The sequence below is a fragment of the Allomuricauda sp. ARW1Y1 genome (genome assembly GCF_013407935.1).
In the GTDB taxonomy this organism is placed as follows: domain Bacteria; phylum Bacteroidota; class Bacteroidia; order Flavobacteriales; family Flavobacteriaceae; genus Flagellimonas.
The window spans coordinates 99,959-115,465 of record NZ_JACBZU010000004.1 but is presented as its reverse complement, the minus strand read 5'-3'; the positions used below and the strand labels follow the sequence as shown (position 1 = coordinate 115,465).

The following is a 15,507-nucleotide window of genomic DNA, read 5'->3' as shown; positions in this document are numbered from 1 at the left end:
TAAAATTATTTTAAAATGGCAAAGGAAACTTTTGATCGTTCCAAACCCCACTTAAATATTGGTACCATTGGACACGTGGATCACGGTAAAACAACATTGACTGCTGCTATTACCACTGTATTGGCAAACGCTGGTTTGTCTGAGCTTAGAAGCTTTGACTCCATCGACAACGCGCCAGAAGAAAAAGAAAGAGGTATTACTATCAACACTTCACACGTTGAGTACCAAACTGCTAACCGTCACTACGCTCACGTTGACTGTCCTGGTCACGCGGATTACGTAAAGAACATGGTTACAGGTGCTGCCCAGATGGACGGTGCTATTTTGGTGGTTGCCGCAACAGATGGTCCAATGCCACAAACTCGTGAGCACATCCTTTTGGGTCGTCAGGTAGGTATTCCACGTATCGTTGTTTTCTTGAACAAAGTTGATATGGTGGACGATGAGGAGCTATTGGAGCTTGTTGAAATGGAAGTAAGGGAATTGCTTTCTTTCTATGAGTACGATGGTGACAACGGACCTGTAATCTCTGGTTCTGCACTTGGTGCTTTGAACGGAGAGCAAAAATGGGTTGACACTGTAATGGAATTGATGGATGCGGTTGATTCTTGGATCGAGGAGCCAACACGTGAGGTTGATAAGCCATTCCTGATGCCAATCGAAGATGTATTCACCATTACTGGTCGTGGTACCGTAGCTACTGGTCGTATTGAAACTGGTGTTGCCAACACAGGTGACCCTGTAGATATCATTGGTATGGGTGCTGAGAAATTGTCTTCTACCATTACTGGTGTTGAGATGTTCCGTAAGATTTTGGATAGAGGAGAAGCTGGAGATAACGTAGGTCTTCTTTTGAGAGGTATCGAGAAATCCGATATCAAAAGAGGAATGGTAATCTGTAAGCCAGGTTCTGTTAAGCCTCACGCAAAATTCAAAGCAGAGGTGTATATCTTGAAAAAAGAAGAAGGTGGACGTCACACTCCATTCCACAATAACTACCGTCCTCAGTTCTACGTTCGTACAACTGACGTAACAGGTAATATTAACTTGCCTGATGGTGTTGAAATGGTAATGCCTGGAGATAACTTGACAATCACTGTTGATTTGATTCAGCCTATCGCATTGAGCGTAGGTCTACGTTTCGCTATCCGTGAAGGTGGTAGAACGGTAGGTGCTGGTCAGGTTACCGAGATTCTAGATTAAGATTCGATTACTATAAAATTGCACTCAAGGGTGTCCCGATTTCTTCGGGATACCTTTCAGTGTAAATATAAACGGGTGTAGCTCAGTTGGTAGAGCACTGGTCTCCAAAACCAGGTGTCGGGAGTTCGAGTCTCTCCTCCCGTGCAAAAGTTAAAGACATTAGCATGATAAGGTAAACAGCTCTCCGGAGCTTGTGCTGAGCACAGTCGAAGCATGCAAGCAAAATACATAGATCATGGTCACTTACATAAAGGAATCATTTGAAGAATTGAAGAACAATGTTACCTGGTTGGAAAGAGGTAAAGCCTCCAACCTAATGGTAATCGTAGCTGTATTTTCCATCTTGTTTGCGTTGGCAACTTGGGGAGTGGATTCCTTGTTCAGTAATTTGATCACATTGTATTTTGAAAAATTAATAGGGTAAAGATCGGTCGATATGTCTGAGGTTCTGGAGAAAAAATGGTATGTAGTAAGAGCGGTCAGTGGTCAAGAGAACAAGATCAAGGGCTATATTGAAAGCGAGGTAGAGCGAGCCGGTTTTGGCGACTATCTTGATGAAGTTCTGGTGCCTACCGAAAAAGTTGTTCAGATCAGAAATGGAAAGAAAATCAATAAAGAAAGGGTTTACTTTCCAGGATATATTATGATCAAGGCCAATCTTGGCGGTGAAATGGTCCACATTATTCGTTCCATAACCAATGTAATCGGTTTTTTGGGCGAAGTTAAAGGGGGTGACCCCATTCCGCTAAGAAAGTCAGAAGTAAACCGTATGCTTGGTAAGGTGGATGAATTGGCCGTGAATACGGACAATGTTGCAATCCCATTTGTATTGGGCGAAACGGTCAAGGTAATCGATGGACCTTTCAACGGATTCAATGGAACCGTGGAAAAAATCAACGAGGAAAAGCGTAAGCTAGAGGTAATGGTGAAGATTTTCGGAAGAAAGACACCATTGGAGCTCAGCTATATGCAAGTAGAAAAAGTATAACAAGAGCTGTTACATATATAAAGCTGTGTTGCTTCCAATTGACACACTTTAAATTTAATTAGAAACAATGGCAAAAGAAGTAGATAAGGTAGTTAAATTACAAGTTAGGGGAGGTGCTGCGAACCCATCGCCACCGGTTGGACCCGCCTTAGGTGCTGCTGGTGTTAACATCATGGAGTTCTGTAAGCAGTTTAATGCGCGTACACAGGACAAACAGGGTAAAGTTTTACCTGTTGTTATCACCGTTTACAAAGACAAATCTTTCGAGTTTGTTGTAAAAACACCACCTGCGGCAGTTCAATTGATGGAAGCAGCCAAGATTAAAAAAGGATCGGGAGAACCTAACAGGGTTAAGAATGGTTCGGTAACCTGGGATCAAGTAAAAGCAATCGCCGAAGACAAAATGGCGGATTTGAATGCCTTTACCGTGGAGTCTGCAATGAGTATGGTTGCAGGTACTGCAAGATCTATGGGTCTGAAAATAGCCGGAACAAGACCTTTTTAAAATCTGAAAGCAATTAAGAAATGGCAAAATTGACTAAAAAGCAGAAAGAGGCCCACGCCAAGATAGACAAGAATAAGCTCTATACTTTGGAAGAGGCATCAGCTTTAGTAAAAGAAATAACCAATGTAAAATTTGACGCTTCCATTGATTTGGCAGTTCGTTTGGGCGTAGACCCAAGAAAAGCCAACCAAATGGTGCGTGGTGTTGTTACCCTTCCCCACGGAACAGGTAAGGACGTAAAAGTTTTGGCATTGGTGACTCCAGACAAAGAAGCAGAGGCCAAAGAAGCTGGTGCTGACTTTGTAGGATTGGACGAATATTTGGAGAAAATCAAAAACGGTTGGACCGATGTTGATGTGATTATCACCATGCCAAGCGTTATGGGTAAATTGGGACCACTAGGTAGAATTTTGGGGCCAAGGGGCTTAATGCCCAATCCAAAGACCGGAACAGTAACTATGGATGTTGCAAAAGCGGTATCTGATGTGAAGGCCGGTAAGATAGACTTTAAAGTGGACAAAACCGGAATTGTACACGCTGCAATCGGAAAAGCTTCATTCTCTGCGGACAAAATCGCAGGAAATGCGAGGGAGTTGATCGACACCCTTATCAAAATGAAGCCTTCTGCTGCAAAAGGTGTGTACATGAAGAGTATTTACTTGTCCAGTACCATGAGTCCTAGTGTTCAATTAGATCCAAAAGCAGTTCAATAACTGGTAGTTCAATTTTTTTAACTATGACAAGAGAAGAAAAAGCAACAGTAATAAAAGACTTGACTGCACAGTTGGCCGATAATCCGAACATTTACTTGGCGGATATATCAGGATTGAATGCCGTGGACACCTCCAACTTGAGAAGGGCGTGTTTTAAGGCGAACATTAAGCTTGCGGTCGTAAAGAACACCTTGCTTGCAAAAGCAATGGAAGCTTCTGATAAGGAATTTGGTGAACTTCCCGAAGTATTGAAAGGCAATACATCTTTGATGTTGTCAGAAACCGGGAACGCACCTGCGAAACTTATCAAGAACTTTAGAAAAAAATCAGATAAGCCCGTATTGAAAGGCGCCTTCATTGAAGAGGCCATCTACATCGGGGATAATTACCTTGATGCACTTGTTGAAATCAAGTCCAAAGAGGAAGTTATCGGGGATATCATCGGATTGTTGCAATCTCCCGCCAAGAACGTTATTTCTGGTCTTAAGTCCGGAGGTGGTAAATTGGCAGGTATCCTTAAAACCCTATCTGAAAGAGAATAATTCGCGCACAATAAACTAAGTATATTTTTAAACATTTTTATTAAACGATAGAAAAATGGCAGATTTGAAAGATTTTGCAGAACAGTTGGTAAACCTTACGGTAAAAGAAGTAAATGAGTTGGCCGACATTTTAAAAGAAGAATATGGTATCGAGCCTGCTGCTGCTGCAGTAGCCGTTGCTGGTGGTGCTGCCGCTGGTGGAGGTGAAGAAGCTGCTGAGGAAAAAACTGAATTCGATGTAATCCTTACCGCTGCTGGTGGTTCTAAATTGGCAGTTGTAAAATTGGTTAAGGAATTGACCGGTCTTGGTTTGAAAGAAGCTAAGGATATCGTAGACAGCGCACCAAAAGCTGTTAAGGAAGGTATTTCCAAAGACGAAGCTGAAGGTATCAAAAAATCATTGGAAGAAGCAGGAGCAGAAGTTGAGCTTAAATAATCGCTTTTCCCATTAGAACTTGGTTAAGGTCTTTCCATTTTTTGGTTAGACCTTAGCCTATTTATATAAGGAGTGTATAAAGCCGTACACGAACCCACATAGTATTCACGATCAAAATTTGTCCATAGATGTTCACAAACACTATTGAAAGAGTTAATTTCGCATCCGCTAAGAACATACCGGAATACCCGGATTTCTTGGACATTCAGATAAAATCGTTCCAAGACTTTTTCCAGCTTGAAACTAAATCTGACGAAAGAGGAAACGAAGGTCTCTACAACACCTTCATGGAGAATTTTCCAATCACCGATACCAGAAACCAGTTCGTACTTGAGTTTTTGGATTACTTCATTGATCCGCCAAGATACTCCATCCAAGAATGTATCGAGCGTGGACTCACCTACAGCGTTCCCCTCAAGGCGCGTCTAAAATTGTACTGTACCGATCCGGAGCACGAAGATTTCGAGACCATCGTACAGGATGTGTACTTGGGTACCATCCCTTACATGACTCCAAGTGGAACCTTTGTGATCAACGGTGCGGAACGTGTTGTAGTATCCCAGTTGCACAGATCTCCAGGGGTTTTCTTTGGACAATCTTTCCACGCAAATGGAACAAAATTGTATTCGGCCAGGGTAATCCCGTTCAAAGGATCTTGGATCGAATTTGCCACCGATATCAACTCGGTGATGTACGCCTACATCGATAGGAAGAAAAAGTTGCCCGTAACCACATTGTTCCGAGCCATCGGTTTTGAAAGGGACAAGGACATTTTGGAAATCTTCGACCTTTCGGAGGAAGTAAAAGTTTCCAAGAGCGGGCTCAAAAAAGTATTGGGCCGTAAATTGGCCGCTAGGGTGTTGAACACTTGGCATGAGGATTTCGTGGACGAGGATACAGGAGAAGTGGTTTCCATCGAAAGAAACGAAATTGTATTGGATCGTGATACCATTTTGGAAAAAGAGCATATCGATGAGATCATTGATGCCGATGTGAAGACCATTTTGCTTCACAAGGAGAACAATGCGCAATCCGACTATGCCATTATCCACAACACCTTGCAAAAGGATCCTACCAACTCCGAAAAGGAAGCGGTAGAGCACATTTACCGACAATTGCGTAATGCCGAGCCACCAGATGAAGAGACCGCTCGTGGCATTATCGACAAATTGTTCTTCTCCGACCAACGTTACAATCTTGGTGAAGTAGGTCGTTACCGAATGAACAAGAAGTTGGGATTGGATATTGGAATGGACAAACAAGTGTTGACCAAGGAAGATATCATCACCATCATCAAATATTTGATCGAGTTGATCAACTCCAAAGCGGAGATTGATGATATCGATCACTTGTCCAACCGTCGTGTAAGAACCGTTGGGGAACAATTGTCCCAGCAGTTCGGTGTAGGTTTGGCGCGTATGGCGCGTACCATCCGTGAGCGTATGAACGTACGTGACAACGAAGTGTTTACCCCGATTGATTTGATCAACGCGAAGACCTTGTCATCTGTGATCAATTCTTTTTTCGGTACCAACCAGTTGTCCCAGTTCATGGACCAGACCAACCCGTTGGCCGAGATTACACACAAAAGAAGATTGTCCGCACTAGGGCCGGGAGGTCTTTCCCGAGAAAGAGCCGGTTTCGAGGTGCGTGACGTTCACTACACACACTACGGAAGATTATGTCCGATCGAGACACCTGAAGGACCGAACATTGGTTTGATCTCTTCCCTGTCCGTATTTGCTAAGGTGAACAATATGGGCTTCTTGGAAACCCCTTACCGAAAAGTGGAAGATGGAAAAGTGGATACCAAAAACCACATCTATCTAAGTGCAGAGGAGGAAGAGGGAATGAAGATTGCCCAAGCCAACATTCCATTAGGAGATGATGGTACCATTGAAAGAGAAAAAGTAATCGCCCGTGAAGAAGGGGATTTCCCAGTGGTGGACCCAACAGAGGTAAAATATACCGACGTTGCCCCGAACCAGATTGCATCTATCTCAGCTTCCTTGATTCCTTTCTTGGAGCACGATGATGCGAACCGTGCCTTGATGGGATCGAACATGATGCGCCAAGCCGTACCATTGTTGAGACCAGAATCACCAATCGTAGGTACAGGCCTGGAAAGACAGGTAGCTACCGATTCCAGGGTGTTGATCAATGCCGAAGGAGACGGGGTCGTGGAATATGTGGATTCACAGAAGATTACCATAAAATATGATAGGACCGACGAAGAGCGCTTGGTAAGTTTCGACGAAGACTCGAAGACCTACCAATTGGTGAAGTTTAGAAAAACAAACCAAGGGACCAGTATCAACTTGAAGCCTATTGTGAAGAAAGGCGACAAGGTGAAAAAAGGTCAGGTGCTTTGCGAAGGTTACGCTACCGAAAAAGGTGAATTGGCCTTGGGTAGAAACATGAAGGTTGCCTTTATGCCTTGGAAAGGATACAACTTTGAGGATGCAATCGTGATTTCCGAAAAAGTGGTACGTGAGGATATCTTTACCTCCATCCATATCGATGAGTATTCCTTGGAAGTAAGGGATACCAAATTGGGTGCGGAGGAGTTGACCAACGATATTCCAAACGTTTCCGAAGAGGCTACCAAGGATTTGGACGAGTACGGTATGATCCGTATCGGTGCCGAAGTGAAGCCTGGTGATATTCTGATCGGTAAGATTACTCCAAAAGGGGAGTCCGATCCAACACCGGAAGAAAAACTATTGCGTGCCATCTTTGGTGACAAGGCAGGTGACGTAAAAGACGCTTCATTGAAAGCTTCTCCATCCTTGAGAGGTGTGGTAATCGACAAGAAATTGTTCTCACGTTCCATTAAGGACAAGAGAAAGCGTTCTGAAGACAAAGAAGCCATCGCAAGATTGGAGATGGACTACGAAGTGAAATTCCAACAACTGAAAGATGTATTGATCGAGAAGTTGTTCGGATTGATCAGCGGAAAAACATCACAAGGTGTCATCAACGATTTGGGTGAAGAAGTACTTCCAAAAGGAAAGAAATACACCATTAAGATGTTGAACGCCGTAGATGATTTCGCTCACTTGGTAGGAGGTAGCTGGACAACGGACGACAAAACCAATGCATTGGTTGCCGATCTGTTGCACAACTACAAAATCAAATTGAACGATATTCAAGGTAACCTGAGAAGGGACAAATTTACCATCTCCGTTGGGGATGAGCTTCCTGCAGGTATCATGAAGTTGGCCAAAGTGTACATCGCCAAAAAGCGTAAGCTAAAAGTAGGTGATAAAATGGCGGGTCGTCACGGTAACAAAGGTATCGTTGCCCGAATCGTACGTCAAGAGGATATGCCGTTCTTGGAAGATGGAACCCCAGTGGACATTGTATTGAACCCACTTGGTGTACCTTCAAGGATGAACATCGGTCAGATCTACGAAACCGTATTGGGTTGGGCCGGATTGAAGTTGGGTCAGAAATATGCGACACCAATTTTCGACGGTGCTTCCTTGGACGAGATTAACAAGCTTACCGATGAAGCCGGTGTTCCAAGATTTGGACATACCTATCTGTATGACGGTGGAACAGGTCAGCGTTTCGACCAACGTGCAACCGTAGGTGTGATCTACATGCTGAAATTGGGCCACATGGTGGACGATAAGATGCACGCAAGATCGATTGGACCATACTCCTTGATCACACAGCAACCATTGGGTGGTAAGGCACAGTTCGGTGGTCAGCGTTTTGGAGAGATGGAAGTTTGGGCATTGGAAGCCTACGGCGCATCATCTACCCTTAGGGAGATATTGACCGTTAAGTCGGATGATGTGATCGGAAGGGCCAAGACCTACGAAACCATCGTAAAGGGCGAGACCATGCCAGAACCTGGGTTGCCAGAATCTTTCAACGTATTGATGCACGAACTTAAAGGTTTGGGCTTGGATATCCGTTTGGAAGAGTAGAATACTATCATTACATTAATTATATCATCACCATATTGTTATGGCTAGAATAAAAGATAATAACGCACAAAAAAGGTTCAACAAAATTTCCATAGGATTGGCCTCTCCAGAGTCAATTTTGGCCGAGTCCCGTGGGGAAGTGTTGAAACCCGAAACCATTAACTACAGAACGCACAAACCAGAGCGTGATGGATTGTTCTGCGAGCGTATCTTTGGTCCTGTAAAGGATTATGAGTGTGCTTGCGGTAAGTACAAGAGAATCCGTTATCGTGGTATCGTTTGTGACCGTTGTGGTGTTGAAGTGACGGAGAAAAAGGTACGTAGGGACCGTGTGGGCCACATTAACCTTGTGGTTCCCGTAGCGCACATCTGGTACTTCCGTTCGCTGCCCAACAAAATAGGGTACCTTTTGGGATTGCCATCCAAAAAGTTGGATATGATCATTTACTACGAAAGGTATGTGGTCATCCAGCCAGGTATTGCCAAAGGTCCCGAAGGTGACGAAATCCACAAAATGGATTTCTTGACCGAAGAGGAGTATTTGAACATTTTGGAAACGCTTCCTACCGAGAACCAATACTTGGAGGATACCGACCCCAATAAGTTCATCGCCAAAATGGGTGCCGAATGTTTGATCGACCTATTGTCCAGAATCGATTTGGAACAATTGTCCTACGAACTTCGTCACAAGGCAAACACAGAAACATCAAAGCAGCGTAAGACTGAGGCCTTGAAGCGTCTTCAAGTGGTAGAGGCTTTGCGTGAGTCACAAGGAAACAGGGAGAATAACCCAGAGTGGATGATCATGAAAGTGATTCCTGTGATTCCACCAGAATTGCGTCCGTTGGTGCCGTTGGATGGAGGTCGTTTTGCCACATCCGATTTGAACGATTTGTATAGAAGGGTAATCATCCGTAACAACCGTTTGAAGCGTTTGATGGAAATCAAGGCACCAGAAGTGATCTTGAGGAATGAAAAACGTATGCTTCAAGAAGCGGTGGATTCCCTTTTCGATAACACCAGAAAAGCATCTGCGGTAAAAACAGAATCGAACAGACCGTTAAAATCCCTTTCCGATTCTTTGAAAGGTAAGCAAGGTCGTTTCCGTCAAAACTTGTTGGGTAAACGTGTGGATTACTCCGCCCGTTCCGTAATCGTCGTTGGACCGGAATTGAAATTGTACGAATGTGGTCTTCCAAAAGATATGGCAGCCGAACTTTACAAACCGTTCATCATCCGTAAGTTGATCGAGCGTGGTATTGTAAAGACCGTTAAATCTGCCAAAAAGATTATCGACAAGAAAGAGCCCGTGGTATGGGACATTCTTGAAAACGTCCTAAAAGGACACCCGGTACTATTGAACCGTGCCCCCACATTGCACCGATTGGGTATCCAAGCGTTCCAGCCTAAACTTATTGAAGGTAAGGCGATTCGTTTGCATCCCTTGGCGTGTACCGCATTCAACGCGGATTTTGATGGGGACCAGATGGCAGTTCACTTGCCATTGGGGCCAGAGGCCATTTTGGAAGCACAACTATTGATGTTGGCTTCGCAGAACATCCTTAACCCTGCCAACGGTTCTCCGATTACCGTACCATCCCAAGATATGGTTTTGGGATTGTACTATATGACCAAAGAGAAAAAGTCCACCGAAGAGGAGCCTGTTGCAGGTGAAGGCTTGACCTTCTATTCTTCCGAGGAAGTGGAAATTGCCTTCAATGAGAAAAAAGTATCGCTTAATGCCGGTATTAAGGTAAGGGCCAAGGACTTTAACGAAGAAGGTGAGTTGGTTTACAAAATCATCGAGACCACTGTGGGTCGTGTATTGTTCAACACCGTAGTGCCAGAACAAGCAGGATTCATCAACCAAGTGTTGAACAAGAAAGCCCTAAGGAACATTATTGGGGACATTCTTGCGGTGACCGATGTACCTACCACTGCCGAATTCTTGGATAAAATCAAGGCCATGGGATACGATTTCGCCTTTAAAGGTGGTCTATCCTTTAGTTTGGGAGATATCATCATTCCAGCCGAAAAGCAGGAGATGATCGCCGATGCCAACGAGCAAGTCGATGGCATTATGATGAACTATAACATGGGTCTTATCACCAATAACGAACGTTACAACCAGGTAATCGACGTTTGGACATCCACCAATGCTATGTTGACCGAATTGGCCATGAAGCGAATTCGTGAAGACAAGCAAGGATTCAACTCTGTGTATATGATGTTGGATTCCGGTGCGAGGGGTTCCAAAGAGCAGATTCGCCAGTTGACCGGTATGCGTGGATTGATGGCCAAACCGAAAAAATCTACTGCAGGTGGTGGTGAAATTATCGAAAACCCGATTCTTTCCAACTTTAAGGAAGGATTGTCGATTTTGGAATACTTTATCTCTACCCACGGTGCGCGTAAAGGTCTTGCGGATACCGCTTTGAAAACGGCGGATGCGGGTTACTTGACCAGACGTTTGGTGGACGTTTCACAAGACGTAATCGTGAATAGCGAGGATTGTGGAACCTTGAGAGGTATCGAGGTAGAACCCTTGAAGAAAAATGAGGAGATTGTTGAAACCTTGGGTGAAAGAATCTTGGGTAGGGTATCGTTGCACGATGTGTACAACCCATTGACCGAAGAATTGATCCTAAGAGCAGGCCAAGAAATCAATGAGGTCGATGTGAAAAGGGTCGAGGCAGCTCCAATTGAAAAGATAGAAGTACGCTCACCGTTGACCTGTGAGGCAGCTCAAGGTATCTGTGCCAAGTGTTACGGTAGAAACCTTGCGACCAACAAAATGGTACAAAGAGGTGAGGCCGTTGGTGTGGTTGCTGCGCAATCCATTGGAGAGCCTGGTACACAGTTGACCTTGCGTACCTTCCACGTGGGTGGTATTGCAGGTAACATTTCTGAGGACAACAAGTTGGAATCCAAATTCGACGGTATCGCCGAAATCGAGGACTTGCGTGTTGTTGAAGGTCAGGGTAGCGATGGAAGCAAAACCAACATCGTGATTTCCCGAACTTCGGAAGTGAAGATCGTAGATCCAAAAACTGGAATTACCCTAAGTACCAATAACATTCCTTACGGTTCTCAATTGTACATCAAGAATGGTGAGAAGATAACCAAAGGAACTGTGATTTGTGAATGGGATCCTTATAACGGTGTCATCGTTTCCGAGTTCTCTGGTGAAATCGCTTACGAGAATATCGAGCAAGGAGTTACTTACCAAGTTGAAATCGATGAACAAACCGGTTTCCAAGAAAAGGTAATTTCCGAGACCAGAAACAAGAAGTTGATCCCAACCTTGTTGATCAAAGATGGTAAAGGTGAAACATTGCGATCCTACAACCTACCAGTAGGTTCCCACTTGATGATCGATGACGGTGAAAAGGTGAAGGAAGGTAAGATCTTGGTGAAAATCCCACGTAAATCTGCCAAGGCAGGGGATATTACCGGTGGTCTTCCAAGGGTAACCGAGCTTTTCGAAGCCCGTAACCCATCCAACCCAGCCGTTGTTTCCGAAATTGATGGTGTGGTATCCTTCGGTAAGATCAAGCGAGGTAACCGTGAAATCATTATCGAGTCCAAGACAGGCGATATCAAAAAGTACTTGGTGAAATTGTCCAACCAAATTTTGGTTCAGGAGAATGACTACGTACGTGCAGGTATGCCATTGTCCGATGGTTCCATTACACCAGAAGATATCTTGGCCATTAAAGGACCATCTGCGGTACAACAATACTTGGTGAACGAAGTACAGGAAGTATACCGTTTACAAGGTGTGAAAATCAACGATAAGCACTTTGAGGTTGTTGTAAGACAAATGATGAGAAAGGTGAAAATCGAAGATCCAGGAGATACTATTTTCTTGGAGAATCAATTGGTGCACAAAGACGACTTTATCAACGAGAACGATGAGATTTTCGGTAAGAAAGTTGTCGAAGATGCCGGTGATTCGGAACGATTGAAACCAGGACAGATCTTGACCGTACGTGAACTAAGGGACGAGAACTCGATTCTAAGAAGAGAGGACAAGACCTTGGTAACGGCAAGAGATGTGGTTGCAGCTACTGCAACACCAATCTTGCAAGGTATCACAAGAGCGTCGTTGCAGACTAAGTCATTCATCTCTGCCGCATCGTTCCAGGAAACCACTAAAGTATTGAACGAAGCTGCTGTAAGCGGTAAAGTGGATGGTTTGGAAGGATTGAAGGAGAATGTGATAGTAGGACATAAGATTCCTGCCGGTACCGGTATGAGGGATTATGATAGCATCATTGTAGGTTCCAAAGAGGAGTACGATGAAATCATGGCCCGAAAAGAGGAATTCAAATTCTAAATAACAACAAACCCTGGCCGAAAGGCCGGGGTTTTTCTTTTAAGACATTATGGCGGAAGACAAGAAAAACCAAAAGCAAATCAATATAGAGTTGGATGAGAAAACGGCAGAGGGGACCTATTCCAATCTGGCCATCATCAACCATTCCGTATCGGAGTTCGTAGTGGATTTTATCAGCTTGATGCCCGGCGCTCCCAAGGCGAAGGTAAAGAGCAGGATTATTTTGACGCCCCAGCATGCCAAAAAGCTGCTCAAGGCACTCAACGATAATGTGAGCCGTTTTGAAAAGACACACGGCACCATACAAGATTACGAACAGCCCGCCATTCCATTAAATTTTGGACCTACTGGTGAAGCATAGAAAAGGTCATCTAAAAAAGATGAAATTTGAGTTGTCAGGTTGAGCGCAGTCGAAACCTATTGATTGACAAAAAACTTTACGTTCTCGACTACGCTCGAACTGACAGTTAACCAGCTTTTAGACAACCTTTTTTTATTTTAACCAGCCCTTCTCAATTCCCTTTTTAGCAAAGAAAATCAAGTAGATGCCTATAAGGACGACCACTATTGGCATGCCATAGGTAGACGGCCCAAACGCTTCCACGGCATTGGAAATAAATAGCCAATGTGCAAATTGTATCACAACGGCTACCAAGGAGACGATAAAAAGCGGACGCGCCCATTTTTTTCGTACTAAAAGACCGATGGATGCCAAGGTTCCTGAAAAGACCGCAATGGCAAAGGCGGCAGTGGCCCATGCAGGAGTTCCTTCAAATACCTCACGTTGCGCTTGGTCCATGGCTTCCATTAGGGCAACTTGATTAAAAGCCTGATTAAGGTAGTTCATCACTCCCAGTAAATTCCATAAGAGTGCAATAACACTTACCACCCAAAACCAAACAGGCGGTTTTACCGATGTATTCATAATTTGATTATTTATTGGTTACTCAAATCAAGGTACGAAAAAAACTTACATGGTGAGTGCAACCAATTCGCCTACAGTGGTCTACTGGTGTGTCAACCTTGGGAAGACTATTCGAATTCCGAAGTATAGTGCAGTTTTACTGAAGGGTATTTTTGTTGGGTCATTTGCAAAGAAAACGGAGAATCTGCCAAAAATACCAACTGCCCTTTTTTGTCGGTGGCCAAAAACTTCTGTTTTACTCGCTTAAATTCTTGGAACTCTTCACTTTTCTCATCTTCGGGCTCTACCCAACAGGCTTTGTGGACCGGAAAGTTTTCGTAGGTACATTTGGCACCGTATTCGTGCTCCAAACGATATTGGATTACCTCATACTGTAAGGCCCCAACGGTACCGATTACTTTTCTTCCATTCATTTCCAAGGTAAACAACTGGGCTACTCCTTCGTCCATCAGCTGGTCAATACCTTTGTACAATTGTTTGGCCTTCATGGGGTCGGCATTGTTGATGTACCTAAAGTGTTCTGGCGAAAAGCTTGGTATACCTTTATAATGCAGTTCTTCACCACTGGTCAAGGTATCCCCGATCTTAAAGTTGCCCGTATCGTGGAGTCCAACAATATCCCCGGGGTATGAAACATCCACAATTTCTTTTTTCTCGGCAAAAAAGGCATTGGGACTCGAGAATTTTAGTTTTTTTCCTTGTCTGACATGCAAATAGGGAGTGTTTCTTTCAAAGGTTCCCGATACAATCTTCACGAAAGCCAATCGGTCCCGGTGTTTAGGGTCCATGTTGGCATGGATCTTAAATACAAAGCCTGAAAAATCCTTTTCATTGGCCTGCACCAAGCGTTCCTCAGCTTTTTTGGGACGCGGAGAGGGGGCAATATTTACAAAGCAGTCCAACAGTTCCCTTACCCCAAAATTATTCAGTGCAGAACCAAAAAATACGGGTTGCAGTTCACTCTTCAAATAAGCTTCTTTGTCAAATTCGGGATATACTCCCTCCACAAGTTCCAAGTTGCCACGAAGTTCCTCAGCGGCTTTGGTACCGATGATTTTTTCCAGTTCCGGGTTGTTGAGGTCATCAAAAGCGATGGTTTCCTCAATATTCTTTTTGCTGTTCCCGCTGAATAGGTTGATGTTTTTCTCGTAGATGTTGTAGATGCCCTTAAAATCGTAGCCCATCCCAATGGGAAAACTCAAAGGCGTAACCGTTAGTCCAAGCTTTTGTTCCACTTCGTCCAAAAGGTCGAATGCATCTTTACCCTCGCGATCCAATTTGTTGATGAAAACGATCATGGGAATATTGCGCATCCGGCAAACCTCGACCAGTTTTTCGGTTTGCTCCTCCACACCTTTGGCCACATCAATCACAACGATTACGCTATCCACCGCAGTGAGGGTACGAAAGGTATCCTCTGCAAAATCTTTGTGTCCAGGGGTATCCAGGATATTGATTTTTTTGTCTTTGTAGATAAAGGCCAATACTGAAGTTGCGACCGAAATACCTCTCTGGCGCTCGATTTCCATGAAGTCACTTGTGGCCGATTTTTTGATTTTATTGCTTTTAACGGCTCCGGCCTCTTGAATGGCACCACCGAATAAAAGCAACTTTTCGGTCAAAGTGGTTTTACCGGCATCGGGGTGGGAGATAATACCAAAAGTTCTTCGCTTCGCTATTTCCTTTTCGAATTCCATCAACAAAAATTTCGGCAAAAATAATGGATTTATATGGTTTCCCGCTCATTTTCGGGATGATTCGGAATTGTTGATATAAAAGGAAAAAAATACAGGAAATACACTAGCCATCAAGAAAAAGAGAAGTATTTTTCGGCCGTTTTTCTGTTGTTGGCCATTGGTGTTGGGTTTATCCATTTGGAAAACAGGCAGATCAGGTAAATAATGATGATGAAATCGCC

General features: G+C 44.0%; 12 protein-coding genes and 1 tRNA gene. 11 read left to right on the top strand and 2 right to left on the bottom strand.

Features of this window, described 5'->3' with window-relative positions:
- Positions 1 to 15 precede the first annotated feature (15 nt).
- The 11 genes from tuf to GGE08_RS11640 all read left to right on the top strand — a co-directional run bounded on the left by tuf (position 16) and on the right by GGE08_RS11640 (position 13,025).
- Entirely contained in the window at positions 16 to 1,203 is a 1,188-nt protein-coding gene (gene tuf / locus GGE08_RS11690; RefSeq protein WP_179385071.1) for an elongation factor Tu, read from the top strand.
- Positions 1,204 to 1,274: 71 nt separating this feature from the next.
- Positions 1,275 to 1,347: transfer RNA gene (locus tag GGE08_RS11685), tRNA-Trp, on the top strand.
- 91 nt (positions 1,348 to 1,438) lie between these two features.
- Entirely contained in the window at positions 1,439 to 1,627 is a 189-nt protein-coding gene (gene secE / locus GGE08_RS11680) for a preprotein translocase subunit SecE (RefSeq protein ID WP_100817505.1), read from the top strand.
- A gap of 12 nt (positions 1,628 to 1,639) precedes the next feature.
- Positions 1,640 to 2,191: a transcription termination/antitermination protein NusG gene (nusG, locus tag GGE08_RS11675; RefSeq protein WP_127140999.1), complete on the top strand. Its 552-nt coding sequence runs from the start codon at positions 1,640 to 1,642 to the stop codon at positions 2,189 to 2,191.
- Positions 2,192 to 2,258: 67 nt separating this feature from the next.
- Positions 2,259 to 2,696: a 50S ribosomal protein L11 gene (rplK, locus tag GGE08_RS11670; RefSeq protein ID WP_127140998.1), complete on the top strand. Its 438-nt coding sequence runs from the start codon at positions 2,259 to 2,261 to the stop codon at positions 2,694 to 2,696.
- Between the two features lie 20 nt (positions 2,697 to 2,716).
- Positions 2,717 to 3,409 (top strand): 50S ribosomal protein L1, encoded by a 693-nt coding sequence (gene rplA, locus GGE08_RS11665; RefSeq protein WP_127140997.1) that lies wholly within the window; start codon positions 2,717 to 2,719, stop codon positions 3,407 to 3,409.
- 23 nt (positions 3,410 to 3,432) lie between these two features.
- Positions 3,433 to 3,951, top strand: a complete 519-nt coding sequence (gene rplJ / locus GGE08_RS11660; RefSeq protein WP_179385070.1) for a 50S ribosomal protein L10 — start codon at positions 3,433 to 3,435, stop codon at positions 3,949 to 3,951.
- A 55-nt stretch (positions 3,952 to 4,006) separates the two neighbouring features.
- Positions 4,007 to 4,387 carry a 50S ribosomal protein L7/L12 gene (rplL, locus tag GGE08_RS11655; protein WP_127140995.1) on the top strand — a complete coding sequence of 127 codons (381 nt, stop codon included), beginning with the start codon at positions 4,007 to 4,009 and terminating at the stop codon, positions 4,385 to 4,387.
- Between the two features lie 128 nt (positions 4,388 to 4,515).
- The gene (gene rpoB / locus GGE08_RS11650; RefSeq protein WP_179385069.1) at positions 4,516 to 8,325 is read left to right on the top strand and encodes a DNA-directed RNA polymerase subunit beta; all 3,810 of its coding nucleotides are present in this window, start codon (positions 4,516 to 4,518) and stop codon (positions 8,323 to 8,325) included.
- A 40-nt stretch (positions 8,326 to 8,365) separates the two neighbouring features.
- Positions 8,366 to 12,664 carry a DNA-directed RNA polymerase subunit beta' gene (rpoC, locus tag GGE08_RS11645; RefSeq protein WP_179385068.1) on the top strand — a complete coding sequence of 1,433 codons (4,299 nt, stop codon included), beginning with the start codon at positions 8,366 to 8,368 and terminating at the stop codon, positions 12,662 to 12,664.
- A 49-nt stretch (positions 12,665 to 12,713) separates the two neighbouring features.
- Entirely contained in the window at positions 12,714 to 13,025 is a 312-nt protein-coding gene (locus GGE08_RS11640) for a DUF3467 domain-containing protein (protein WP_179385067.1), read from the top strand.
- A 132-nt stretch (positions 13,026 to 13,157) separates the two neighbouring features.
- Here the strand turns inward: GGE08_RS11640 and GGE08_RS11635 are convergent, their stop codons facing one another.
- Together GGE08_RS11635 and GGE08_RS11630 are read right to left on the bottom strand one after the other, a co-directional pair.
- Complete coding sequence (locus tag GGE08_RS11635) at positions 13,158 to 13,589, bottom strand: hypothetical protein (RefSeq protein ID WP_179385066.1); 432 nt, start codon at positions 13,587 to 13,589, stop codon at positions 13,158 to 13,160.
- Positions 13,590 to 13,696: 107 nt separating this feature from the next.
- Positions 13,697 to 15,286, bottom strand: coding sequence for a peptide chain release factor 3 (locus GGE08_RS11630; RefSeq protein ID WP_179385065.1), 1,590 nt, complete (start codon positions 15,284 to 15,286; stop codon positions 13,697 to 13,699).
- Positions 15,287 to 15,507 lie beyond the last annotated feature (221 nt).

Bases quoted from the DNA above. Each gene is read 5' to 3' on its own strand.
- GGE08_RS11640 (WP_179385067.1), top strand. From the start codon at position 12,714: ATGGCGGAAGACAAGAAAAACCAAAAGCAAATCAATATAGAGTTGGAT.
- nusG (WP_127140999.1), top strand. From the start codon at position 1,640: ATGTCTGAGGTTCTGGAGAAAAAATGGTATGTAGTAAGAGCGGTCAGT.
- tuf (WP_179385071.1), top strand. From the start codon at position 16: ATGGCAAAGGAAACTTTTGATCGTTCCAAACCCCACTTAAATATTGGT.
- rplJ (WP_179385070.1), top strand. From the start codon at position 3,433: ATGACAAGAGAAGAAAAAGCAACAGTAATAAAAGACTTGACTGCACAG.
- GGE08_RS11630 (WP_179385065.1), bottom strand. From the start codon at position 15,286: ATGGAATTCGAAAAGGAAATAGCGAAGCGAAGAACTTTTGGTATTATC.
- rplK (WP_127140998.1), top strand. From the start codon at position 2,259: ATGGCAAAAGAAGTAGATAAGGTAGTTAAATTACAAGTTAGGGGAGGT.
- GGE08_RS11635 (WP_179385066.1), bottom strand. From the start codon at position 13,589: ATGAATACATCGGTAAAACCGCCTGTTTGGTTTTGGGTGGTAAGTGTT.
- secE (WP_100817505.1), top strand. From the start codon at position 1,439: ATGGTCACTTACATAAAGGAATCATTTGAAGAATTGAAGAACAATGTT.
- rplA (WP_127140997.1), top strand. From the start codon at position 2,717: ATGGCAAAATTGACTAAAAAGCAGAAAGAGGCCCACGCCAAGATAGAC.
- rpoB (WP_179385069.1), top strand. From the start codon at position 4,516: ATGTTCACAAACACTATTGAAAGAGTTAATTTCGCATCCGCTAAGAAC.
- rplL (WP_127140995.1), top strand. From the start codon at position 4,007: ATGGCAGATTTGAAAGATTTTGCAGAACAGTTGGTAAACCTTACGGTA.
- rpoC (WP_179385068.1), top strand. From the start codon at position 8,366: ATGGCTAGAATAAAAGATAATAACGCACAAAAAAGGTTCAACAAAATT.